The organism is Streptomyces sp. NRRL B-24484 (genome assembly GCF_000717715.1).
In the GTDB taxonomy this organism is placed as follows: Bacteria; Actinomycetota; Actinomycetes; order Streptomycetales; family Streptomycetaceae; genus Kitasatospora.
This window is the reverse complement of the sequence record NZ_JOAI01000026.1, coordinates 86,903-110,364: the sequence shown is the minus strand read 5'-3', so window position 1 is coordinate 110,364 and position 23,462 is coordinate 86,903. Positions and strand designations below refer to the sequence as shown.

Here is a 23,462-nt window from a genome sequence, read left to right as displayed (position 1 = left end):
ACTGCAGGGGGGACCCTGTGGGAGAGTAGGACGCCGCCGAACAATTCTTCTGAGAAGCCCCGCCCGGGGACACCGGGCGGGGCTTCTCGCATTTCCGGACCGGATTCACGTACACCGGAGTTGTCAGCCGAGTGCAGGTCCGAGGTCGCGGGGCGTTCCAGTTGCTCGTACTGCTCCTGGAGGGCGGCGCCGCCGAGGCGGAGGGCGAGGTGTCGTGGGCCGGCGTCGGGGTAGTGGCGGCGTCCCGTGGCGACCTCGGGGGCGGATCCGGTCCGGAGCACCTGCTGCCCGGTCATTTCCCTTACCCGGCGGTGGTGGTGGAGGCGCGGCGCCGGAGCTGTTCGCCCGGAGGCCCATGTGTGCTGGCCGGCGCTGCATCCGCGGGGCACGGCACCACGGATCGTCAATCGCGCGGAGTGGTCACGGCACGTCCTGCCGGGCTGCGGTCGATCACCACCGTGACGAGGTTCGCCACAGCGGTGGATGCGACGCTCTCCGAACTGGTGCTGGAGCCGGGCAGAGCCGGTCAGAGCCGGCCGGCGGCCTTGAGGGCGAGGTAGGTGTCGGCGAGGACCGGGGGCAGGGCCGCGGGCGGTGCGTCGAGGACGGTGACGCCGTGCCGGGTGAGGCGTTCGGCGGTGCGGCGGCGGTCGGCCCGGGTCTGCTCGGCGGCGGCCGCGCCGTAGACGGCGTCCAGGGTGCCGCGGGCCGCCGCCAGCTCGTCCAGCCGCGGGTCGGCGACGGAGGCCAGCACGACCTCGTGGCGCTTGGTCAGCAGCGGTAGCTGGGGGAGCAGTCCGTCCTCGGTGGCGCCCGCGTCGAGGCCGGTCACCAGCACGATCAGCGAGCGGTGCGGGGACATCCGCAGGGCGGCCGCGGTGAGCGCCCGCAGGTCGGTCTCGACGAGGGCGGGCTCCAGGGTGGTCATCGCGTCGGTGAAGGCGGGCAGCACCTCGGCGGCGGAGCGGCCGACCACGGCGGCGCGGCGGACCCGGTCGTGCGCGAGCAGGTCGACCCGGTCGCCGGCCTTGGTGGCGAGGGCGGTGAGGAGCAGTGCGGCGTCGAGGGCTGCGTCCAGCCGCGGGGCGTCGCCGACGCGTCCGGCGGAGCCCCGGCCGGTGTCGAGGACGATCAGGATGTGCCGGTCCCGCTCCGGGCGCCAGGTGCGGACGGCGACGGTGCTGCGGCGGGCGCTGGCCCGCCAGTCGATGGAGCGGACGTCGTCGCCGGGCAGGTACTCGCGCAGCGAGTCGAACTCGGTGCCCTGCCCGCGGGTCAGGACCGAGGTGCGGCCGTCGAGTTCGCGCAGCCGGGCGAGCCGGGAGGGCAGGTGCTTGCGGCTGGCGAAGGGCGGCAGGGCGCGGACCGTCCACGGCACCCGGTGGGCGCCCTGGCGGCCGGCCAGGCCGAGCGGGCCGAGGGAACGGATCGTCACCCGGTGGGCGTGGTGGTCGCCGCGGCGGGTCGGGCCGAGGACGGTGGTGAGCCGGCGGCGCTCGCCGGCCGGGACGGTGACGGTGTGTCGGGAGTTCGCCCAGGAGGTTCCGGGGTGCCAGGAGGACGGCGCCCAGGCGTCCCTGACGAGGGCGCGCAGCGGCCTGCCGGCCGGATTGGTGACGGCGAGTCGGACCTCTGCGGCGTCTCCGAGCCGGACCCGGGTGTCGCCGTCGCGGGTCAGCTGCAGGGAGCGGACGGGCGCGGCGAGCACCAGGTCGGCGGCAACGGCCAGCAGGAGCAGGAGGGTGACGGTGCCGATCCCCGCCCAGGAGGGGGCGACCAGGCCGACGACGAGCGCGCCGAGCGCGGCGAGCAGGGCGGTGCGGCCGGTCAGGGCCATGGGTGGGACTCCTCGGTGTGCGGGGGTGTCGGGCCCCCTCGGCCCGTGCGGGCGGAGGGGGCGGGCGGGTCAGCGCGGGGCGGGCGTCTGGGACAGCACGGCCTGGATCACCGAGTCGGCGGTGGTGCCCTCCATCTCGGCCTCGGCGCGCAGCTGGATGCGGTGCCGCAGGGTCGGCAGGGCCAGCGCCTTGACGTCGTCGGGGGTGACGTAGTCCCGGCCGGCCAGCCAGGCCCAGGCGCGGGAGGTGCCGAGCAGGGCGGTCGCGCCGCGCGGGGAGACGCCGATGGACAGCGACGGGGACTGCCGGGTGGCCCGGCACAGGTCGACGATGTAGGCGAGCACCTCGGGCGCGACGGTGACCTTGGCGATCTCCTCGCGGGCCGCGGCGAGGTGGGCCGGGCCCGCGACGGGGCGGACGCCGGCGGCGGCCAGGTCGCGCGGGTCGAAGCCGGCCGCGTGCCGGGCGAGCACCTGGTACTCCTGGTCGCGGTTGGGCAGCGGCAGGACCAGCTTGAGCAGGAAGCGGTCGAGCTGGGCCTCGGGCAGCGGGTAGGTGCCCTCGTACTCGACCGGGTTCTGGGTGGCGGCGACGAGGAACGGCTCGGGCAGCGGGCGGGGTTCGCCGTCGACGGTGACCTGGCGCTCCTCCATGGCCTCCAGCAGCGAGGCCTGGGTCTTCGGCGGGGTCCGGTTGATCTCGTCGGCGAGCAGCAGGTTGGTGAAGACCGGGCCGGGCTGGAAGGAGAACTCGGCGGTGCGGGCGTCGTAGACGAGGGAGCCGGTGACGTCGCCGGGCATCAGGTCGGGGGTGAACTGGATGCGCTTGGTCTGCAGGCTGAGCGCGGTGGAGAGGGTGCGGACCAGCAGGGTCTTGGCGACGCCGGGGACGCCCTCCAGCAGCACGTGGCCGCCGCAGAGCAGGGCGACGACCAGGCCGGTGACGGCGGCGTCCTGGCCGACCACGGCCTTGCCGATCTCGTCGCGCAGCGCGGTGAGCGCGGTGCGGGCGTCGACCTCGGCGGGGCCGGGTGCGGCGTCGGCGGGCGCGCCGGTCTTGGTGAGGGTCGTGCTGGCAGCGGGCTGCTCGGTCACGGCTGTCGTACCTGCCTTTCCAGGGCGTCGAGGTCGTCGGAGAGCCGCAGCAGTGCGGCGTCGTCGGTGGGGGGCCCGCCGTACAGCAGCGTCCGCAGGTCGGCGGACGGGCGGCCGAGGCGGCCGGCGGCGGCCGCGCAGAGGGCGGCCGGGTCGGGCTCGCCGGCGGCGGCCGGGACGCCGAGGACCGGGGCGAGCCGGTGCCGGACGGCGCGGCGCAGCGCGTCGGCGGCGTGGCCGCGGGCGTTCGCCCTGCGGTAGAGGCGGGCGCGGCCCTCGGTGGTCTCGGTGGCGCGGACCACGACCGGCAGGTCCTCGGAGACCACCGGGCCGAGCCGACGGGCCCGCCAGGCGGCGGCGAGGGCGGCGGCGACCGCCAGTTGCAGGCCGGCCCACCGCCAGCCGTCCGGGACGTGGTCGAGCAGGCTGCGGCGGTCGGCGGTGGCCGGGGCGCCGGTGCTCGTGTAGTCGGGCAGGTACCAGACCAGGTGCGGGCGGGAGCCGAGCAGGCCGAGGGCGAGGGAGGCGTTGCCGTCCTTGGCGAGGCGCTGGTTGGTGAGCGGCCGGTCGGTGCCGAGGACGGCGGTCTGCCGGCCGGTCGCGTCGGTGTGCAGGACGACGGTGGGCCGGCCGTGGCGCGGGTAGCAGGCGGTGTCGCCGGACGCCGGGAGGTAGAGCAGGCCGCCGAGTTCGGCGCTGCCGGCGCGGGTCGCCTCGGGCAGGTCGCAGGCGGGCTCGGTGGACTGCTCGGCGGCGTAGTCGGGCAGCCCGTCGGTGGCGGTCGCGGTGCGGACGTCGGGGGCGAGGACGGCCAGCTGGGCGTCGTCCGGGGCGAGCAGGACGAGCCGGCCGGCGGGGCCGCGGGCAGCGGCCAGCCGGTCCAGCGCGGCCCGGTCGAGCAGGTAGGGGTCGGGCAGCACCACGGTGGTGTCGGGGGCGGACAGGGCGGCGGCCAGGTCCGACTCGCCGGTGGCGGTGCGGACGGTGACGCCCTGCCGCTCCAGCAGGCGGACGAGGGCGCGGGCGCCGTCCGGGTCGGGGGAGCGCGGGTCGAGCGGCGGCCAGGTGCTGGCGCCGCCGAGTCCGCCGACGAGCAGGCCGACCAGGACGAGCAGGGCGGCGGCCAGCAGGTACCAGCGGGCCCGGCGCCAGCGCCGGCGGGCCGGTACGGCGAGGCTGGTCGCCGGGGCGGCCGCGGCGGCGGCGTCCTCCGGTGCTGCGGCGGCGGTCGCGGACGGCTCGGCCGGGGCGGGGGCGGGCGGTGCAGTGGTCATACGGCGGCTCCGCCGGTCGGGACGAGCACCGGACGGGCCGCGCCGAGGGCGCGGTCGAGCGCGAGCAGGCCGTCGTAGGCGGCCCGGTCGGCGGTGCGCTCGCCGTACACGACGTCGTCGAAGGTGCGGGCGGCGGCGGTGAGGGCCGCGGCGTGGTCGGGCAGGGTGCGGCCGGCCTCCGCGGCGGCCTCGTCGGCGGTGCGGCCGGGCCGGACGTCCAGCACCGTCCGTTCCTCCAGGGCCCGCACCAGGGCGCGCATCTGCTCGCGGACGGCCTGCGGCCAGTCCCCGGCGGCGGCGTGCGCGGCGGCCTCGGCGCGGTGCTGGTCGGCGGTGCGCGGGCCGCGGTGCGCGAACAGTGCAGCGCCGCTGCGGGCCTCGCGGCGCGGAGCGCCGAGCCGCCACCAGACGGCGGCGACCACGATTGCGGCCAGCAGCACGGCCAGCACGATGCCGGTGCCGGTGCCCGCCACGGACTCGCCGACCTTCCCGAACAGCTCGCCGATCCGGTCGTCCAGCCAGGCCGTGGCGCGCTGCACCAGGCTCGGGTCGTGCCGGTGGTAGGCCGGGTTCAGCAGCTCGTCGCGGGCGGCGTCCCGGGCCGGCCCGCGCGGGACGGTGACCGGAGCGCCGTCCGCGAGGAGGCGCGTCGGCACGCCCCCCACCCCCCAGTGCGGCATCGGCTCAGACCCCGGGGGGAGTCGGCTGCCCGGACCAGCCGGCCGAGCCGTACTCGGGCAGGCCGGCGGCGCGGGCCAGCTCGATGTCCAGGGCCTCGCGGCGGATCCGCTGGTCGATGTAGAGCAGCACGTTGACGGCCGCGCCGAGCGGGATGGTGAAGGTCGCGACGATCGTGCCTCCGATCGCGACGATCAGCAGGCCGAGCGGCGGCAGCGCCACCGACATCGGGGTGTCGGCGGTGCCGACGAGGTCGCCGGAGACCGCCACCGCGGCGATCGAGAACGGCATCAGGATCATGCTGGAGGCGACGCCCATCAGCACCCGTGTGAGCACGTTGATGCCGAACAGCCGCCACCACGAGCCGCGCACCAGCCGCCGGGAGCGGGCCATCGCGGCGAGCACGCCCTGCTGCTCCAGGACGAGGGCGGGCGCGGCGAGGCTGAGCCCGATCGTCAGCCAGAGTGCCAGCGGCAGGGCCGCGAGCAGCAGGATCAGGCCGAGGGCGAGCATCGGATCGTTGAGGTCGTCGAGGATCCCCACCACCAGCAGCGCGAAGCCGGGGACGAACGGTGCGGCGGCGATCAGACCGGTCAGCAGGGTGAGACCGGTCAGCGCGGCGAGCCGCGGCCGGGCGGCCTGCCAGGCCTCCCGCAGGGCCACCGGCTGCCCCAGCACGGCCTTGCTCACCACCATGGTCAGCATGCCGATCGCGACGACGCCGATCAGCACGTCCAGCGGCACCGGGGCGAGGAGCGCCACGATCTCGGTGACGTCGCCCGGCCGCTCGTACGCCCACCACTGGCCGAGGGCCGACAGCAGCTGCTGCAGCGCGGCCAGGCCGAGCGAGAGGCCGAGGGCGGAGCGCCAGTGCCGGCGCACGGTGGTGACCGCGCCGTCGAGGATCTCGCCGACGCCCAGCGGACGCAGCGGGACGACACCCGGCTTGGGGCTCAGCGGCACGCCCCAGCCCCCGTACTGGCCCGGGCCGCCGGGAGCACCGCCGTACGGGCCGGGGCCGCCTCCGTACCCGCCGGGGCCGGGGGCCGCGCCGTACTGGTCCGGACCGGGGGCGCCGCCGCTCTGGCCCTGGTGGGGAATGCTGCCGTACGCTCCGCCGTACGGACCGGGACCGCCCGCGGCGTCGCCGACGGCGCCGGACGGTGGACCGGCCGCAGGCCGGACGTCGTCACGGGGCGGTTCGGGCGAACCGGGCGATGCCCAGCCCGGGGTGTCGGTCATCAAGGCTCCTTGTCCTACGGTCCGCGGGCTCCGTGGCCCCGGGCCCGGACGTCCGGGTCGGTCGGACCGGGTACGGCCACGGCCGGAATCCGCTGCTGCGCCGCCCATCGTGCCATGGTGGCGGCAACGGCCCCAGGGGTATCCCGTTGCTGATCGACAACGGTCGGCGCGCACGGCCCCGGCCCGCGGTCCGACGGTGCCCCGACGGGTCGCCGGAGCACCCGCGCCGGACTCCCGGACCGGGCTGTGGGGCAGGTCACAATCGGGTAATGAGAAGATGGAGTCATGAAGGGACGCGTCCTCGTCGTCGATGACGACACCGCACTGGCCGAGATGCTCGGCATCGTGCTGCGTGGTGAGGGTTTCGAGCCGTTTTTCGTCGCCGACGGGGACAAGGCACTAGCCGCGTTCCGGGAGACCAAGCCCGACCTCGTGCTGCTCGACCTGATGCTGCCGGGGCGGGACGGCATCGACGTCTGCCGCCAGATCCGCTCCGAGTCCGGCATCCCGATCGTGATGCTGACCGCGAAGACGGACACGGTGGACATCGTCGTGGGCCTGGAGTCCGGGGCCGACGACTACGTCACCAAGCCGTTCAAGCCCAAGGAGCTGGTGGCCCGGGTGCGCGCGCGACTGCGCCGTGCCGAGGAGCCCACCCCGGAGCAGCTGACCATAGGCGACCTCGTCATCGACGTGGCCGGCCACTCGGTGAAGCGGGACGGCCGCGGCATCCCGCTGACCCCGCTGGAGTTCGACCTGCTGGTCGCGCTCGCCCGCAAGCCCTGGCAGGTGTTCACCCGTGAGGTGCTGCTGGAGCAGGTCTGGGGCTACCGGCACGCCGCCGACACCCGTCTGGTGAACGTGCACGTCCAGCGGCTCCGCTCCAAGATCGAGAAGGATCCGGAGCGTCCGGAGATCGTGGTCACCGTGCGTGGCGTCGGCTACAAGGCGGGGCCCAGCTAAGTGGTGCAGTACGAGGCTGACGACTCCCCGTCGGGCACCGATGCCGGCGGGGAGGCTGCTGTGCGCGGGAGCGTGCTGAGTTCGACGACCGAGGGCCGGCGGCGCCGCCGCGGCCCGGCCGCCTTCTGCGCCCAGGTGATCCGTCAGTTCCGGCGGCCGGTGCGGCGCCTGATCGCGCTGTACCGCCGCTCCATCCAGCTGCGCGTGGTCGCCGCCACGCTGATGCTCTCCGTCGTCGTCGTGCTGGTGCTCGGCGTGGTCGTGGTCGCCCAGGTGCGCACCGGCCTGCTGGACACCAAGAAGCACGCGGCACAGGGCCAGGCGCTGGGCGGCTTCCAGATCGAGCAGGACAAGATCAACGAGGCGATCAACCTGCAGGCCAAGGCCGGCAGCACCGGCAGCGACCCCTCGCGGGACGAGGTCGGCACCTGGCTGATCAAGCAGGTCTCCGACCTCGCCAGCGGCGGCACCGGCGTCTACTCGGTGATCGCCCTGGTGCCCTCCACCGGCCAGCAGGAGAGCGCCCCCAGCGCCGCCCTGCGCGGCGCCTGGTACTCCGGCAACATCGTCCCGGACTCGATCAGCCAGGACCTGCGCGACGAGGTCGCCGCCGAGCCCGGCACCCCGCACCAGCAGACCACCGAGATCCAGCGCTCCACCGACGACGGCAGCCCCTCGTACAACGAGCCCGGGCTCGTCATCGGCAAGCAGTTCACCGGCCCCGACGGCACCCCGTACCAGCTCTACTACGTCTTCTCCTTCGGCCAGGAGACCAAGACCCTCGGCCTGGTCACCGGCACCCTGGCGACCGCCGGCGTCTTCGTGGTCATCCTGCTCGGCGGCATCGCCTGGCTGGTCGTCCGCCAGGTCGTGACGCCCGTCCGGATGGCCGCCGGGATCTCCGCCAGGCTGGCCGCCGGCCACCTGGAGGAGCGGATGAAGGTGACCGGCACGGACGACATCGCCCGCCTCGGCGAGTCCTTCAACCGGATGGCCAACGCCCTGCAGACGCAGATCCGGCAGCTGGAGGAGCTCTCCCGCGTCCAGCGCCGCTTCGTCTCCGACGTCTCGCACGAGCTGCGCACCCCGCTCACCACCGTGCGGATGGCCGCCGACCTCATCTACGACAGCCGCGACGACCTCGACCCGATGGCCGCCCGCTCCGCCGAGCTGCTGCAGGACCAGCTGGACCGCTTCGAGTCGCTGCTCGCCGACCTGCTGGAGATCAGCCGCTTCGACGCCGGCGCCGCGATCCTCGACGCCGAACCGGTCGACCTGCGGGAGATCGTGACCCGGGTGGTCGAGGCCGCGGACCCGCTCGCGCAGGCCAAGGGCAGCGCGGTGATCGTCCGCGGCGCCGAGAAGCCGGTCGTCGCCGAGGTCGACTCCCGCCGGATCGAGCGCATCCTGCGCAACCTGGTGGTCAACGCGCTGGAGCACGGCGAGGGCCGCGACGTCGTCGTCCGGCTCGGCACCGGCGAGGGCGCGGTCGCGGTCGGCGTCCGCGACTACGGCATCGGCCTCAAGCCGGGCGAGGCCTCCCGGGTGTTCCACCGCTTCTGGCGCGCCGACCCGTCCCGGGTGCGCACCACCGGCGGCACCGGCCTCGGCCTGTCCATCGCCGTCGAGGACGCCCACCTGCACGGCGGCTGGCTGCAGGCCTGGGGCGAGCCGGGCGGCGGCTCGCACTTCCGGCTGACCCTGCCGCGCACCCGCGGCGGCGACATCAGCCGGGCGCCGTTCCGGCTGGAGCCGGAGGACTCGCGCCACAACCGCGGCCTCGCCTCCCCCGGCGCGCCCTACCGCCGGGCCGTCCGCCCCGGCGGCGCGACCGCGCTCACCGCGACCGACGCGGCCGACCAGGACGCCCCCGAGACGCCGGAGACCCCCGAGGGCGGCCAGACCGGCTTCGGCAGCGGCCTCGGCGGCGTGCTCTCGCTCGGCCCCGGGCTGGGCCGGCCGCAGGCCGCCCCGGTCGCCGACCCCTCGGACGTCCGCACCGTGGCCGCGGGGTACGGTGCCACCGGGGCCCAGGTCGTCGTCGACCGCGGGCCCGGACGTCCGGCGCTGCCGCCCCAGGAGAGCCCGGACACCGCCGACACCCGGAGGCCCCAGCGTGCGAAGGACGACGACCAGCGTGAGGGCTGACCTGCGCTCCGCCCGGGCCGTCTGCGCCGGCCTCGCCGTCCTGCTCGCCGCGGGCTGCGCGGCGATGCCCTCGGACGGCCCGCCGGAGCGGGTCGAGATCCCGCAGGGCTCCGGCGCGGAGAACCTCCAGGTCCGGGTCTTCCCGGTGCCCCCGCACAAGGGCGAGGACCCGCGGGACCTGCTGGCCGGCTTCCTGGCCGCGTCCAGCGCGGACGAGGCCAAGGACTACGAGACCGCGCTCAAGTACCTGACGGCCTCGGCCGGCAAGCGCTGGAACCCGCAGGCCGGCGTCGCCGTGCTCTCCGCCACCCCGCACCGCGACCAGACGGTGGCCGCCGCGGAGACCACCACCATCACGGTGAGCGGCAGCAAGGTCGCCGAACTCGACGAGGACCACTCCTACCGGGTGGTCTCCGACGAGGCGTACCGGCAGCAGTTCACCTTCGTGAAGGAGAGCGAGGGCCCGGACAAGGGCGAGTGGCGGATCGACCGGCTGCCGGACGGCCTGATCGTCGACCAGACCAACTTCCGCAACTCCTACCGGGCCGTCCACCGCTACTTCTACGTCTCCTCCGACCCCTCGGCGGACGGCGCCACGCCGCCCGTCATGGTGCCCGACCCGATCTACCTGCGCCGCCGCACCGACCCGCTGACCGCCGCCGCCAAGGCACTCGCGGCCGGGCCCTCGCAGTGGCTGGCCCCGGCCGTCTACTCGGCCTTCGAGGGCGTGCACATCGAGGGCGCGGTCACCGTCAACGACAGCCGGGCCGCCGCGGTGCGGGTCGACGTCAGCGACTTCGGCGGCCGGCAGAGCACCTGCAAGCAGATGGCGACCCAGCTCTTCCACACCCTGGCCGACCAGCAGGGCAAGGCCCAGCTGGACCGGGTCGACCTGTCCGGCGGCAAGGGCGGCTGCTCGGTGTCGGCCGCCGAGGCCGCCGACTCCGCCCCCGGCCGGCTGGCCGGCTCCGCCGGGGCCTCGCCGTACTACCAGCTCGACACCGGGCAGCTGCTGCTGCTCCAGGGCGAGGGGCCGGGCCGGCCGGTGGCCGGGCCGCTCGGCCAGTCCGGCGCCCAGCCGCGGATCGGCGAGGTCGCCGTCCGCCGCGACGGCTCCGGCGCCGCCGCGCTCGGTGCCGACGGCCGCTCGCTGTACGTCACGGGCTTCGGCGACGGCGACAAGCTCGGCGACCCGGTGGTCAGCAGCCGCGGCACCCAGCCCGGCCAGGGCCTCGCCTCGCCCAGCTGGGACGGCCGGCACAACCTCTGGGTGGTCGACCGCGACCCGGCCGCGCCGCAGCTCTACCTGGTCCGCGACCGCAAGTCCGTCGCCGCCCAGGTCGACGGCCTGGCGGACCGCACCGTCCAGGACGCGCGGATCTCCTCCGACGGCACCCGGATCGCCCTGGTGCTCAAGGACGGCGCCGGCCGGCGCTCGCTGCAGATCGGCCTGGTGGTGCACGAGGGCACGGCGGGATCGCCGCGGGTGCGGGTCACCGGCCTGCGGCCGGTCGCCCCGCTGCTGACCGACGTCGCCTCGGTGTCCTGGGCGGACGCCGACCAGCTGCTGGTGCTCGGCAAGGAGCAGGGCAAGCTGCAGCTGCTCAACTACGTGGGCACCGACGGCTCGCAGGCCGCCGACTCCCCGCTGCAGGGCGGCGAGTCGATGACCACCGTGTCCGCCTCGGAGAGCCGCACGGGGGAGAGCGTGCCGCCGGTGATCGCCTACTCCACCGACCACCGGATCTTCCGGCTGCAGGGCAACCAGTGGCGCGAGATCGCGCTGCAGGGGCACCCGGCCGCCTCGTTCGGCTACCCGGGCTGAGACCGGTCGGCCGGGCCCGGCCCGGCCGACCGGCGGGGCGTCGAGGCCACCGCCGCCGCGGCGAACGGCGGGCAGCCGGCCGCCCGCAGCGCCCGCGCCGCCTCGGCCAGGCTCGCGCCGGTGGTCACCAGGTCGTCGACCAGCACCGGCGTCCGGCCGTGCAGCAGGGCGGCCCGGCGCGGCGGCACCGCCAGCGCCCCGTGCAGGTTGCGGTGCCGGTCGGCCGCGGACAGCCCGGCCTGGTCCGCGACCGGCCGGACGTGCCGCAGCACCGCCACCGCCCGGGCCGGGACGCCCGACCTGCGCAGGTCCCGGGCGGCCGCCCGGGCGAGCCGCAGCATCGGGTCGTGGCCGCGGGCCCGGACGGCGCCGCGCGCCGAGGGCACCGGCACCAGCAGGAGTGCGCCGGGCGCACCCGGGGCGCCCGCCACGACCGCGGAGCGCACGGCCGCGGCGAGCGCCGATCCGAGCGGCCCGGCGAGCCGCAGCGCACCGCGCTCCTTGTGGGCGATCAGCAGGCTCCGCACCGGCCCGGCGTACGGCGCGGCCGCGTGCAGCGGCGGCAGGCCCGGCGGCGCCGGCCGGCGCTCGACCGGGCCGGCAGCGGTGCAGGTCAGCCGGACCCGGCAGGCCGGGCAGAGCTGCCCGCCTGGGCCGCCGCAGCCGGCGCACCGGGCGGGCAGCAGCAGGTCGAGCAGGCCGGTGCCGAGGAGGCCTGTGGTGAACGGTGCGGTCACGGCCGCCTCCCGGGGCGCGCGGGGCACGGACGACGTGCACGAACGGGGCATCCGGCCCGGCCGGGAGTGCCGTACGGACCCTTGCCGGGTGGGGGACTGGGCCATACGGTGGGCGGCCCGGCGCGTGTTGTCCAGCCGTTCACCCTTGTTTCACTCCATGGAAGGTAAACAGAGGGTGACAGTCGTACGGCCAGTCCGGTGTCTCCACGGTGTTCGACTGGGGAGGCGGAAACCCCGAGCGAGGTGTTCCATAAGGCACACGGGGGGTTTCAAGCGCTCCTGGTGGGGAGGAAGTGAGGTGAGGGCCAGTCGGGTTCGCCGCTCCCGGCGAAGGTGGGGGGCTGGTGGCGGACTGGCTGGTCCGGCTGGGTCTCAGTCCGGTCCGGGTGCGTTCCGGATCGGCGACAGCACAAGGGATCGGAGTTCTGCGTGGACATCGTCGTCAAGGGCCGCAAGACCGAGGTGCCCAAGAGGTTCCGCGAGCACGTGGCCGAGAAGCTGGAGAAGGTCCAGAAGTTCGACGGCAAGGTGATCAGCCTCGACGTCGAGGTGTCCAAGGAGCACAACCCGCGGCAGGCCGACCGGTCCGAGCGGGTGGAGATCACCCTCCGTACCCGCGGCCCGGTGATCCGGGCGGAGGCCGCCGCGAGCGACCCGTACGCGGCGCTGGACCTGGCTTCGGCGAAGCTCGACGCCCAGCTCCGCAAGTCCGCGGACCGGCGCCGGGTGCACAAGGGCGGCAACGGCCGCACCCCCGTCAGCGTCGCCGCGGCAACGGCCGCACTGGCCAACCTGCCCGCGACGGAGCAGACCGAGAGCCCGGTCAACGGGACGGCCCGCAAGACCATGATGGGATCGCTGGAGGTGGAGGGCGACGGACCCCTCGTCGTCCGCGAGAAGACGCACCCCGCAGCACCGATGTCGCTGGACCAGGCGCTGTACGAGATGGAACTCGTCGGCCACGACTTCTTCCTGTTCGTGGAGAAGGACAGCGGCCTGCCGAGCGTGGTGTACCGCCGGCACGGCTACCACTACGGCGTCATCCACCTGAAGGAGGACGCTACGGCGATCGGCGGAGGCGCCGGCGGCGCGATCAACGCGCTCGACGAGGACTGATCCCGTCCCGTCGGCCGTAACGGGAGATCGATCGACCGGGTGACCCCGGCGGCCCGCGCCGCCGGGGTCACCCAGCTGGGCGGTCCGGTGTCGGAGGGTGATCAACGCCCCTGCGGTCATGGAATGATGGAGCCGACATCGACCGGCGACCGGGGGGAGGAGCGGATGGGCGAGCCCATCGGCCGGGGGGCGCATGGCCTGGGTGCGGACGGCGGACCGGACGGTCCGCCGGGCTACGGCGGCCATCGCGGAGAACCGATCCGGGTGCTGGTCGTCGACGACCACGCGCTCTTCCGACGCGGCCTGGAGATCGTGCTGGCCGAGGAGGAGGACATCCGGGTCATCGGCGAGGCGGGGGACGGTGCGGAGGCCGTGCTCAAGGCCGCCGACCTGCTGCCGGACATCATCCTCATGGACGTCCGGATGCCCCGCCGCAGCGGGATCGAGGCCTGCACCGCGATCAAGGACGTGGTGCCCAGCGCGAAGATCATCATGCTGACGATCAGCGACGAGGAGGCCGACCTCTACGAGGCGATCAAGGCGGGCGCCACCGGCTACCTGCTCAAGGAGATCTCCACCGACGAGGTGGCCACCGCGATCCGCGCGGTCGCCGACGGCCAGTCGCAGATCAGCCCCTCGATGGCGGCCAAGCTGCTCACCGAGTTCAAGTCGATGATCCAGCGCCGTTCCGACGACCGGGAGTTGGTGCCGGCGCCGCGGCTCACCGACCGGGAGCTGGAGGTGCTCAAGCTGGTGGCGACCGGGATGAACAACCGGGAGATCGCCAAGGAGCTCTTCATCAGCGAGAACACCGTGAAGAACCACGTCCGCAACATCCTGGAGAAGCTGCAGCTGCACTCCCGGATGGAGGCCGTGGTCTACGCGATGCGCGAGAAGATCCTCGAAATAGGCTGAGGGCCGGCCGCCGGCCTCACAGCAGCGCCTCCAGGGCCGGGCGCAGCCGCTCGTCCGCGAGCAGCTCCACCCGGACCGCGTCGCACCCGACCCAGGACGCCGCCTCGCGCAGCGCCTCGGCGAGGTGCGGCACGTACGCGGGCCCCTCCAGCGAGACCTGACGGGCCACCAGGGTGCGGCCCTCGCGTGCCGGGTCGACCCGGCCGACCAGCCGGCCGCCGGCCAGCAGCGGCATCGCGAAGTAGCCGTGCACCCGCTTGTGCTTCGGCGTGTACGCCTCCAGGCGGTGCGACATGCCGAAGATCCGCTCGGTGCGGGCGCGGTCCCAGATCAGTGAGTCGAACGGCGAGAGCAGCGTGGTGCGGTGCCGCCCGCGCGGCTCGGAGGCCAGCGCCGCCGGATCGGCCCAGGCCGCCGCCGGCCAGCCCTCGACCTGCACCGGCACCAGCCCGGACGCCTCGATCGCCGCGTCGACCTGCGCGCCCTTGAGGCGGTGGTGGTCCATCAGGTCGGCCCGGGTGGCCACCCCGAGGGCGGCGCCCGCCTGCGCGACCAGCCGCCGCAGGCACTCCTCGTCCGGCAGGTCCAGCTCGAACAGCTCCGCCGGCACGGCCCGCTCGGCGGCCTCGTAGACCCGCTTCCAGCCGCGCCGCTCGGTGCAGACCACGTCGCCGAAGGCGAGCGCCCGCTCGACCGCGATCTTGGTGTCGGACCAGTCCCACCACTCCGCGGTGCGCTTCGCGCCGCCCAGGCCGGTCGAGGTGAGCGGCCCCTCGGCGCGCAGCCGGTCCAGCACCGACCGGTACGTCTCCGGGGAGACCTGGTGGCCCCAGAGGTTGCCGCGGTCCCGGTAGGCGCGGCGGCGGAACGCGAACAGCGGCCACTCCTCCATCGGCAGGATGCAGGCCGCGTGCGACCAGTACTCGAAGGTCGTCTCCGACCCCCAGTAGGCGCCCTCGACCGCGGGACGGCCCACCGCGCCGAGCCGGGCGTAGGGGACCAGCTCGTGCGACCGGGCCAGCACCGAGATGGTGTCCAGCTGGACGGCGCCCAGGCGCCGCAGCACCCCGTGCACCCCGCCGCGGCGGTCCGGGGCGCCCAGGAACCCCTGGGCACGAAGGGCGATCCGGCGTGCCTGGTCGGCGGAGAGCATGACGGTCATGCCGGGCAGCGTAGGCCCTGCCACCGACAACGGACGGGCCGCCGGGAGGCCCCGGGAACCCGGGGGGGCCGCCGGGGGTTGACGAGGGGGAGGGGGCGCGGTGACCGATTTGCCCCGGGGCCGGTGCTTCACAGTGCTTTGCCCCTGCGGGTGACACAGGAATACCGTGCTGACGGACCTCCCGGCGGCTTGGCCTCCTCGCATACGATGGCCCGTACGGTGGGGTAGGTCTCGCCGACTGTCGTCCAGAGCCGATCCAGGCAAGGAGCCCGCTCACGTGTCCGTCTTCGACAAGATCCTGCGCGCAGGCGAAGGAAAGATCCTTCGCAAGCTGCAGCGGATTGCCGCCCAGGTCAACTCGATCGAAGAGGACTTCGTCAACCTCACCGACGACGAGCTCCGTGCGCTGACCGACGAGTACAAGGCCCGCATCGCCGAGGGCGAGAGCCTGGACGACATCATGCCCGAGGCCTTCGCGACCGTCCGCGAGGCGGCCAAGCGCGTGCTGGGCCAGCGCCACTACGACGTCCAGATCATGGGCGGCGCCGCGCTGCACTTCGGCTTCGTCGCCGAGATGCGCACCGGCGAGGGCAAGACCCTGGTCGGCACCCTGCCCGCGTACCTCAACGCGCTCACCGGCAAGGGCGTGCACCTGATCACCGTCAACGACTACCTCGCCGAGCGCGACTCGGAGTGGATGGGCCGGGTGCACCGCTTCCTCGGCCTCGAGGTCGGCGTGATCCTGGCGAACATGTCGCCCGCCGAGCGCAAGCGCCAGTACGGGATGGACATCACGTACGGCACGAACAACGAGTTCGGCTTCGACTACCTGCGCGACAACATGGCGTGGTCGCAGGACGAGCTCGTCCAGCGCGGCCACAACTTCGCGATCGTCGACGAGGTCGACTCGATCCTGATCGACGAGGCCCGCACCCCGCTGATCATCTCCGGCCCGGCCGACCAGGCCACCAAGTGGTACAACGACTTCGCCAAGCTGGTGCAGCGCCTCAAGCGCGACCGCGACTACGAGGTCGACGAGAAGAAGCGCACCGTCGGCATCCTGGAGGACGGCGTCGGCCGGGTCGAGGACTACCTCGGCATCGACAACCTCTACGAGTCGGTGAACACCCCGCTGGTGGGCTTCCTCAACAACGCCATCAAGGCCAAGGAGCTCTACAAGATCGACAAGGACTACGTCGTCATCAACGGCGAGGTCATGATCGTCGACGAGCACACCGGCCGCATCCTGGCGGGCCGCCGCTACAACGAGGGCATGCACCAGGCGATCGAGGCCAAGGAGGGGGTGGAGGTCCAGAACGAGAACCAGACACTGGCCACCATCACCCTGCAGAACTTCTTCCGCCTCTACGACAAGCTCTCCGGCATGACCGGTACGGGCACCACCGAGGCCGCCGAGTTCCACCAGATCTACAAGCTCGGCGTGGTGCCGATCCCCACCAACAAGACGCCGCGCCGCATCGACCAGCCCGACCTGATCTACAAGTCGGAGCCGGCGAAGTTCGCCGCGGTGGTCGAGGACATCGCCGAGAAGCACGAGAAGGGCCAGCCCGTCCTGGTCGGCACCGTCTCGGTCGAGAAGTCCGAGTACCTCTCCCAGGAGCTGCGCAAGCGCGGCATCCCGCACGAGGTGCTGAACGCCAAGCACCACGAGCGCGAGGCGCAGATCGTCGCGCAGGCCGGCCGCAAGGGCGCCGTCACCGTCGCCACCAACATGGCCGGCCGCGGCACCGACATCATGCTCGGCGGCAACGCCGAGCACCTGGCCGCCGCCGAGCTCGCCCAGCGCGGCATCACCCCGGAGGACACCCCGGAGGAGTACGAGGCCGCCTTCCCGAGCGCCCTGGACAAGGCCAAGGAGGCCGTCAAGGCCGAGCAGGAGGAGGTCCAGGAGCTCGGCGGCCTGTACGTGCTGGGCACCGAGCGCCACGAGTCCCGCCGGATCGACAACCAGCTGCGCGGCCGCTCCGGCCGCCAGGGCGACCCCGGCGAGTCCCGCTTCTACCTGTCGCTCGGCGACGACCTGATGCGCCTGTTCAAGGCCGGCATGGTCGAGCGCGTCCTGTCGATGGCGAACGTGCCCGAGGACGTGCCGATCGAGTCGAAGATGGTCACCCGCGCCATCGCCTCCGCGCAGACCCAGGTCGAGCAGCAGAACTTCGAGATCCGCAAGAACGTCCTCAAGTACGACGAGGTCCTCAACCGCCAGCGCGAGGTCATCTACGGCGAGCGCCGCCGCGTCCTGGAGGGCGAGGACCTGCAGGAGCAGGTCGGCCACTTCATGGACGACACCGTCGAGGCCTACGTCACCGCCGCCACCGGCGAGGGCTTCGAGGACGACTGGGACCTCGAGAAGCTCTGGACGGCCCTCAGGCAGCTGTACCCGGTCGGCCTCGACCTGGAGGAGCTGGAGGAGGAGGCCGGCGGCACCGCCGGGCTGACCCCCGAGTTCCTCACCCAGTCGATCCAGGAGGACGTCCAGGGCGCCTACGGCCGCCGCGAGGACCAGCTCGGCGAGCAGATCATGCGCGAGCTGGAGCGCCGCGTGGTGCTGTCCGTCCTGGACCGCCGCTGGCGCGAGCACCTCTACGAGATGGACTACCTCCAGGAGGGCATCGCGCTGCGCGCCTACGCCCAGCGCGACCCGCTGGTCGAGTACCAGCGCGAGGGCTACGACATGTTCTCCGCCATGATGGAGGGCATCAAGGAGGAGTCCGTCGGCTACCTGTTCAACCTGGAGGTCCAGGTCGAGCAGCAGGTCGAGGAGGTCCCGGTCGCCGAGGACGCCGTCGTCCTGGAGAAGGCCGACGCCCGCCCGGAGATCAAGGCCAAGGGCCTGGAGGCCCCGGCCCGCCAGCGGCTGCACTACACCGCGCCGACCGTCGACGGTGACGACACCGTCATCGAGGGCGACTTCGACGACGCCGGGGCCGACGAGGGCGACGGCCTGACCCGCGCCGAGCGCCGCCGCGCCGCCAAGGCCGCCGGCCGCGGCCGGCGCCGCAAGGGCTGACCCGCAGCGCGACCGCAGGGCGCCGCACCCCGACCGGGGGCGGCGCCCTGCGGCGTTCCCGGGGCGGCCGCGGTCAGCGGGCGTCCACCGCCGCGCACTGCCACTGCTCCGTCCGCCGGTGCCGCTCCAGCCGGAAGGCCACCATGTGGTGGCGCGGACCGAACTCCACCCGGACGCACACCTCCAGCGCGCCCGGCGCCGGCGCCGAGTCGTACACCCGGCCCAGCCGGGTCTGCGGGGCGCGCCCGCGCGGCCGCAGCGGGCCCGTCCGGACGAGTGCGGCGAGCTGCTGGTAGCCCTGCAGCGTGGTGTGCCGCTGCAACTGTCCGACCGGGCGGTTCCCCGTCAGCACCTCCACCAGCCGGTGCGCGAAGCGGACCGCCAGGTCGCCCTGCCCGGCCCCGCGGGAGGGCGCGCACTCCGCCCGCGGACGGCGCGGCGGGCGCGGCTCCCCGGTGCCGGGGTGCGTGGGGCCGGTGTGCGCAGTGCCCGGCTGCGCGGTGCCCTGGTGCGGCGCTCCGGCGTGCGGGGCGGCCGCGTGCCGGCCCGGGTGCGGGTGGCGGACGGGCCGCCGCGGCTGCACCCGCCCGGGCCCCTGCACCAGCGGCCGGACCAACGGCAGCGCGGCACCGCCCGCGGTCGGCTGCGCGGCGTGCTGCACGGCGGGGGCGGGGGCGGTGCTGCAGTGCTCGGCCATCGGCCGACCTCCTGTCGGGCTGGTTCCGGCGGGGTGCCGCTGTAGTGGCTATCGACCGCCCGCGGCGCCGCTCAAGGCCGCTGCGGTGCGGGCCGGAGGATCGCCGCGGTGTCACCTATCCGGGTGATGCGGCCCGTGCTGCCGGGCTGGCCGGGCCGCCCCGCGGCGCAGCCGGTTGACGTGCGGGAAGGTCCGACGGTGCACGAAGGAGTACGGCCGCGACGCGGGGAATCCTCGCCGGGCGGCGGCCGGGCGGCCGGATCTACCGCCGGGTAGGGCGGAGGATCGGGCAGGCGGACGAGCCCAGGGAGGCGGCATGGCGACCGAGGTGACCACCGGCGGCGAACCGGCGGCGACGCGGGGCGCGGGCGGACCCCGGCGCGGGCTGGTGCTCGGCGGCGGCGGCATGCTGGGCGCCGCCTGGACGGTCGGGGCGCTGTGCGCGGTCGAGGAGGCCACCGGCTGGCGGCCCGGCGCGGCGGACGTGGTGCTCGGGACCTCCGCCGGAGCCATCCTCGGCGCCCTGCTCGCGGCCGGCGTCCGGCCGGGCGAGCTCCGCGACCACCAGCACGGCCTGCCGATCACCACCGGACCGCTGGCCGGCGTCGAGTTCGACTACGACACCGCGGCCGGCGGCGCGTCGCCGCAGCGGCCCGCCGCCGGCATCGGCTCGCCCGGTCTGCTCCGGGACGCCGTCCGGCACCCGCGGGATTACCCCTTCCTCACCATGGTCTCCGCCGTCGTGCCGCCCGGCCGCGGCTCGGTGGCACCGGTCGGCGAACTGGTGCGCACGCTGCCCGGTGGGGACGGCTGGCCGGACGGCTCGCCGCTGCGGGTGGTCGCGGTCGACTACCGCAGCGGGCGCCGCGTGGTCTTCGGCGACGCCGGGGCACCGCCCGCGGCGATGGCCGACGCGGTGATGGCCTCCTGCGCGATCCCGGGCTGGTTCGCACCGGTCGAGGTGGCCGGCGGCCCGTACGTGGACGGCGGCTGCTGGTCGGCGACCAACGCGGACCTGATGGCCGGACGCGGCCTGGACGAGATCTACGTGCTCGCGCCGATGGCCCTGCGGCTGCATCCGGACGGCCGGGCCGAAGCGGGCCGCGGGGCGGTCGCCGCGCTGCGCGAGTGGCGGGCCCGGGACCGGCCGCGCGGCATGCTCGCCCAGCTGGTCAGCCGCTACCGGCGGACGGTCACCCGGCAGATGATGCGCGAGGCCCGGCTGCTGCGGGCCTCCGGCGCGCGGGTCCAGCTGCTCGCCCCGACCCTGGCCGACCTGGCGGTGATGGGCCCCAACATGATGGATCCGGCCCGCCGCCCCGAGGTGCTGGACTCGGCGCTGCGCACCACCCTGGCGGCGCTCGGCGCGCCGCGCTGACCCGTCCGTGCCGGGTCGCTCCGCGGACCGGGCCCTGCGGTGATCACCGGCCCCGTATCCTTGGTGGCGCGGCGGTCGCGGTCCGACGGTCCGCACGACCGAGGACACCACCCAGGAGCGGAGTGCCAGCGATGCGCGTGTACGTGCCCATCACGTTGACCGGCCTGGCGGCGGCCCACCCCGGCGGCGTCCTGGAGCAGGTCGCGGCCTACGCCGTCACCCCCGCGCTGCGCGAGTGGTACGTCAGCGACGACACCGAGGAGCTGGAGTACGCGGCGCTGAACCGCGCCGCGCAGGCCTCGCTGCGGCTCCTGGCGGCCGATCCGGCCGCGCCGCGCCGACGGGTCGTCGTCGCGCTGGAGGTCGCGGACTCCGCGGTCGGCGCGTTCGCCGGCGACGAGTACCAGGACCAGGCCTCGCTCGGCCGGGTGGTGCTGCACGGCCCGGTGCCGCTGGCCAAGGCCGCCGCGGTGCACGCCGACGTCGCCGACGCGGACGTGCTCGCCGACGTGGCGGCCGCGGTCGGCGCGATCGAGGCGGCAGACAAGGGCGACGAGGACGCGCAGTTCACCGTCGACGGCGCCGAGGACCACGAGCTGCTCTGGTTCGCCACCCAGGAGATCCCGGGGCTGCTGGGCTGACCGTCGGCGGCGGCAGGTAGCGTTCCGGGGATGCGCACGCACATCGTCTGGGACTGGAACGGCACGCTCTTCCACGACATGGAGGCGGTGCTGGGTGCCAGCAACGCCGCCTTCGCGACCGTCGGGCTGGCCCCGCTCAGCCTGCAGGAGTACCGGGAGCTCTACGAGATCCCGGTCCCGCGCTTCTACCAGCGGGTGCTCGGCCGGGTGCCCAGCGAGTCCGAGTGGGAGGCGCTGGACGACGCCTTCCACGACCGCTACCGCGAGCTCAGCCCGGCCTGCGGCCTCACCACCGGCGTCCAGGACCTGCTGAGCGGCTGGCTCGCCCGGCCCGGCCGCAGCCAGTCGCTGCTGTCGATGTACGAGCACGAGCGGCTGGTGCCGGTGGTGGACGCCTTCGGGCTGACCGACCGGTTCCTGCGGGTGGACGGCCGCACCGGCGCCTCCGGCGGCCGCAAGGCCGGCTTCCTGGCCGCCCACCTCACCGCGCTCGGCCCGGGCCTGGAGCCCGCCCGCACGGTGCTGATCGGTGACGCCGCGGACGACGCGCAGGCCGCCCTGGAGTCCGGTATCCACGCCGTGCTGTACACCGGCGGCTCGCACACCCGGGAGAAACTGGAGGTCGTCGGCGTCCCGGTGGTGGACTCGCTCGCCGAGGCCGTCGCGGTGGCGGAGGAGCTCACCGGCTGAGCCCGGCCGGCGGCGCACGGCGCCGCCGCGGTCGCCGTCCGGGTCCGTGACGCCGTCCGGTCCGGTGACGCCGTCCGGTCCGGTGGCGCCGAGCGGGTCGCCGTCCGGCCGCGGGCAGGCGTGTCGGCGGGCCCGGATCCGGCCGGGGGCGGTCAACCTGGTGGGGCAGCCGTCACCGGAACGAGCGGAGCCCCGCATGCCCCTGGACGCCGTCACCCGGGTCCCCGTCCCCACCGGCGAGCCGGTCCGCGGCCACGCACCCGGCACCCCCGGGCGGGACCGGCTGGAACGCCGGCTGGACGAGCTCGCCGCCGGACCCGTCCCGCTGCCGATGACGATCGCCGGCGAGCAGCGGTTCGGCGGTGGCGAGCGGATCGACGTCGTCCAGCCGCACCACCACGCCGCCCGGCTCGGCGTGCTCGGCAACGCCACCCACGAGGACGCCCGGCTCGCCGTGGACGCCGCGCTCGCCGCCGCCCCGGACTGGCGCGCCCTGCCCTTCGACGAGCGGGCCGCGGTCTTCCTGCGCGCCGCCGACCTGCTCGCAGGCCCCTGGCGGGAGACCCTCGCCGCGGCCACCGTGCTCGGCCAGTCCAAGACCGCCCGGCAGGCCGAACTCGACGCGAACTGCGCACTCGCCGACCTCTGGCGCTCCGGCGTGCACACCGCCCGGCGGATCCTCGCCGAGCAGCCGGACTCCCCGCGCGGGACGTGGCGGCGCACCGACCACCGGCCGCTGGACGGCTTCGTCTACGCCGTCACCCGGTACGACTCCACCGCCCGCGCCGGCTACGCGCCCACCGCCCCCGCCCTGATGGGCAACACCGTGGTCTGGAAGCCCGCACCCGCCCAGACCCTTGCCGCCCACCACCTGATGCGGCTGCTGGAGGCCGCGGGCCTGCCGCCCGGCGTGGTCAACCTGGTCACCGGCGACGGCCGGGCGCTCTCGCAGGTCGCGCTCGCCAGCCCCGCCCTCGCCGGGCTGCACTTCACCGGCGCCACCGAGACCTTCCACGGCCTGTGGACGGAGATCGCCGCCCACCTCGGCCGGTACCGCAGCCGGCCGCGGATCACCGGCGAGACCGGCGGGAAGGGCTTCCTGCTCGCCCACCCCTCGGCCGACCCGGACCTGCTGCGCACCGCGCTGATCCGCGGCGCGTTCGCGTACCAGGGCCAGGACCGCCCGGCGGTCGCCCGCGCCCACCTGCCGCGCACCCTCTGGCGGCGGATCCGCGCGGACCTCCTCGCCGAGGTCGACGCCCTGGTCGTCGGCGACGTGACCGACCTGGGCACCGCCATGGGCGCGCTGATCGACGGACCGGCCCACCGGCGGTGCCGGGCCGCGATCGAACGGGCCGGGCACGACCCGGGCGTGGAGGTCGCGGCGGGCGGCCAGCACGACGACGCCATCGGCTGGTTCGTCCGTCCGACCGTGCTGGAGTGCGCCGGCGGCCGCAGCGAGACCTTCGGCTCGGAACTGCCCGGGCCGATCCTGGCCGTACAGGTGTACGAGGACGCGGACTGGGAAGCCGCCCTGCACCGGGTGGACGCCGACGCCCCGCCGGCACCGACCGGCTCGGTGCTCGCCCGGGACCGGTACGCGACCGCGCAGGCCGTCGACCGGCTGCGGTTCGCCGCCGCCGGCCTCCGCGTCAACGACGGCCCGGGCGGTGCCGGCGGCGGCGCCGGCACCGCCCCGGACCTGCTGCGCTGGACGTCGGCCCGGACGGTCGAGGAGACCTTCGCCCCGCCCGCCGGCGACAGTCGGACGCACCCCGGGTGACGGGACGGAAACAGCTGACAGGGGCTGACGCGAAGTGACCCGCCGGTTTGGACAAGGTGTCCAGTAGGGCGTCGGCATCCTGCGGGATTGCTCCTCCGTGTCCCCTGACACCTTCGTTTCATCAGGTTAGGCTGACTGGCGTCGCCGGGGCCTCCACCCGCTGGCCAAACGAGCTGTCGTACCCAGGTGCAGGGCTTCTCATGCGTGGCACGAGCGGTTTTCGCCCCCTGGATGCGGGAGCATTGCGGAC

Annotated in this window: 18 protein-coding genes; 10 read left to right on the top strand and 8 right to left on the bottom strand. The window is 75.0% G+C overall.

The annotated features are described in order from the left end of the window. Nucleotides 1-526: 526 nt before the first annotated feature. The 5 genes from IE98_RS0123545 to IE98_RS0123525 all read right to left on the bottom strand — a co-directional run bounded on the left by IE98_RS0123545 (nt 527) and on the right by IE98_RS0123525 (nt 6,126). Nucleotides 527-1,837, bottom strand: a complete 1,311-nt coding sequence (locus IE98_RS0123545) for a DUF58 domain-containing protein (protein ID WP_030272016.1) — start codon at nt 1,835-1,837, stop codon at nt 527-529. Between the two features lie 69 nt (nt 1,838-1,906). Next, nucleotides 1,907-2,932: an AAA family ATPase gene (locus tag IE98_RS0123540; protein WP_030272014.1), complete on the bottom strand. Its 1,026-nt coding sequence runs from the start codon at nt 2,930-2,932 to the stop codon at nt 1,907-1,909. Further along, the gene (locus IE98_RS0123535; protein ID WP_063748991.1) at nt 2,929-4,206 is read right to left on the bottom strand and encodes a DUF4350 domain-containing protein; all 1,278 of its coding nucleotides are present in this window, start codon (nt 4,204-4,206) and stop codon (nt 2,929-2,931) included. Before IE98_RS0123535 ends, IE98_RS0123540 begins: the two co-directional genes overlap by 4 nt. Beyond that, nucleotides 4,203-4,862 (bottom strand): DUF4129 domain-containing protein, encoded by a 660-nt coding sequence (locus IE98_RS0123530; protein ID WP_234443639.1) that lies wholly within the window; start codon nt 4,860-4,862, stop codon nt 4,203-4,205. The genes IE98_RS0123535 and IE98_RS0123530 overlap by 4 nt, the downstream gene beginning before the upstream one ends. Nucleotides 4,863-4,890: 28 nt before the next feature. Then, the gene (locus tag IE98_RS0123525; protein WP_030272009.1) at nt 4,891-6,126 is read right to left on the bottom strand and encodes a hypothetical protein; all 1,236 of its coding nucleotides are present in this window, start codon (nt 6,124-6,126) and stop codon (nt 4,891-4,893) included. A gap of 285 nt (nt 6,127-6,411) precedes the next feature. Here IE98_RS0123525 and mtrA point away from each other — a divergent pair, with 285 nt between their 5' ends. From mtrA to IE98_RS0123510, 3 genes are read left to right on the top strand one after another with little or no spacing between them, the layout of a single operon-like run. Continuing rightward, complete coding sequence (gene mtrA / locus IE98_RS0123520; RefSeq protein ID WP_030272008.1) at nt 6,412-7,089, top strand: MtrAB system response regulator MtrA; 678 nt, start codon at nt 6,412-6,414, stop codon at nt 7,087-7,089. A 60-nt stretch (nt 7,090-7,149) separates the two neighbouring features. Then, entirely contained in the window at nt 7,150-9,237 is a 2,088-nt protein-coding gene (gene mtrB, locus IE98_RS0123515; protein ID WP_420706215.1) for an MtrAB system histidine kinase MtrB, read from the top strand. After that, entirely contained in the window at nt 9,227-11,062 is a 1,836-nt protein-coding gene (locus IE98_RS0123510; RefSeq protein WP_030272006.1) for an LpqB family beta-propeller domain-containing protein, read from the top strand. Before mtrB ends, IE98_RS0123510 begins: the two co-directional genes overlap by 11 nt. On the opposite strand, the gene IE98_RS0123505 is transcribed toward IE98_RS0123510, so the two are convergent. Continuing rightward, the gene (locus IE98_RS0123505; protein WP_052390861.1) at nt 11,050-11,799 is read right to left on the bottom strand and encodes a ComF family protein; all 750 of its coding nucleotides are present in this window, start codon (nt 11,797-11,799) and stop codon (nt 11,050-11,052) included. The genes IE98_RS0123510 and IE98_RS0123505 overlap by 13 nt on opposite strands. Nucleotides 11,800-12,228: 429 nt before the next feature. Between IE98_RS0123505 and hpf the strand changes: the two genes are divergently transcribed. After that, complete coding sequence (hpf, locus tag IE98_RS0123500; protein ID WP_030272004.1) at nt 12,229-12,915, top strand: ribosome hibernation-promoting factor, HPF/YfiA family; 687 nt, start codon at nt 12,229-12,231, stop codon at nt 12,913-12,915. A gap of 165 nt (nt 12,916-13,080) precedes the next feature. Beyond that, the gene (locus IE98_RS0123495) at nt 13,081-13,830 is read left to right on the top strand and encodes a response regulator transcription factor (protein WP_030272003.1); all 750 of its coding nucleotides are present in this window, start codon (nt 13,081-13,083) and stop codon (nt 13,828-13,830) included. A 16-nt stretch (nt 13,831-13,846) separates the two neighbouring features. Here the strand turns inward: IE98_RS0123495 and IE98_RS0123490 are convergent, their stop codons facing one another. Then, nucleotides 13,847-14,992: a winged helix-turn-helix domain-containing protein gene (locus IE98_RS0123490; RefSeq protein WP_078661229.1), complete on the bottom strand. Its 1,146-nt coding sequence runs from the start codon at nt 14,990-14,992 to the stop codon at nt 13,847-13,849. Between the two features lie 277 nt (nt 14,993-15,269). Here IE98_RS0123490 and secA point away from each other — a divergent pair, with 277 nt between their 5' ends. Then, on the top strand, nt 15,270-18,023 hold the full coding sequence (gene secA / locus IE98_RS0123485; protein ID WP_030272000.1) for a preprotein translocase subunit SecA: 2,754 nt from the start codon (nt 15,270-15,272) through the stop codon (nt 18,021-18,023). Between the two features lie 73 nt (nt 18,024-18,096). Here the strand turns inward: secA and IE98_RS44940 are convergent, their stop codons facing one another. Continuing rightward, entirely contained in the window at nt 18,097-18,720 is a 624-nt protein-coding gene (locus tag IE98_RS44940; RefSeq protein ID WP_052390860.1) for an Rv3235 family protein, read from the bottom strand. Between the two features lie 316 nt (nt 18,721-19,036). On the opposite strand from IE98_RS44940, the gene IE98_RS0123475 reads away from it, so the two are divergent. The 4 genes from IE98_RS0123475 (at nt 19,037) to IE98_RS0123460 (ending at nt 23,212) form a co-directional block, all read left to right on the top strand. Next, the gene (locus IE98_RS0123475; protein ID WP_052390859.1) at nt 19,037-20,098 is read left to right on the top strand and encodes a patatin-like phospholipase family protein; all 1,062 of its coding nucleotides are present in this window, start codon (nt 19,037-19,039) and stop codon (nt 20,096-20,098) included. A gap of 131 nt (nt 20,099-20,229) precedes the next feature. Beyond that, entirely contained in the window at nt 20,230-20,739 is a 510-nt protein-coding gene (locus IE98_RS0123470) for a DUF6912 family protein (RefSeq protein ID WP_030271995.1), read from the top strand. 30 nt (nt 20,740-20,769) lie between these two features. Continuing rightward, complete coding sequence (locus IE98_RS0123465) at nt 20,770-21,429, top strand: HAD family hydrolase (RefSeq protein WP_030271992.1); 660 nt, start codon at nt 20,770-20,772, stop codon at nt 21,427-21,429. A gap of 202 nt (nt 21,430-21,631) precedes the next feature. Continuing rightward, nucleotides 21,632-23,212, top strand: a complete 1,581-nt coding sequence (locus IE98_RS0123460; protein ID WP_030271990.1) for an aldehyde dehydrogenase family protein — start codon at nt 21,632-21,634, stop codon at nt 23,210-23,212. Nucleotides 23,213-23,462: the final 250 nt, after the last annotated feature.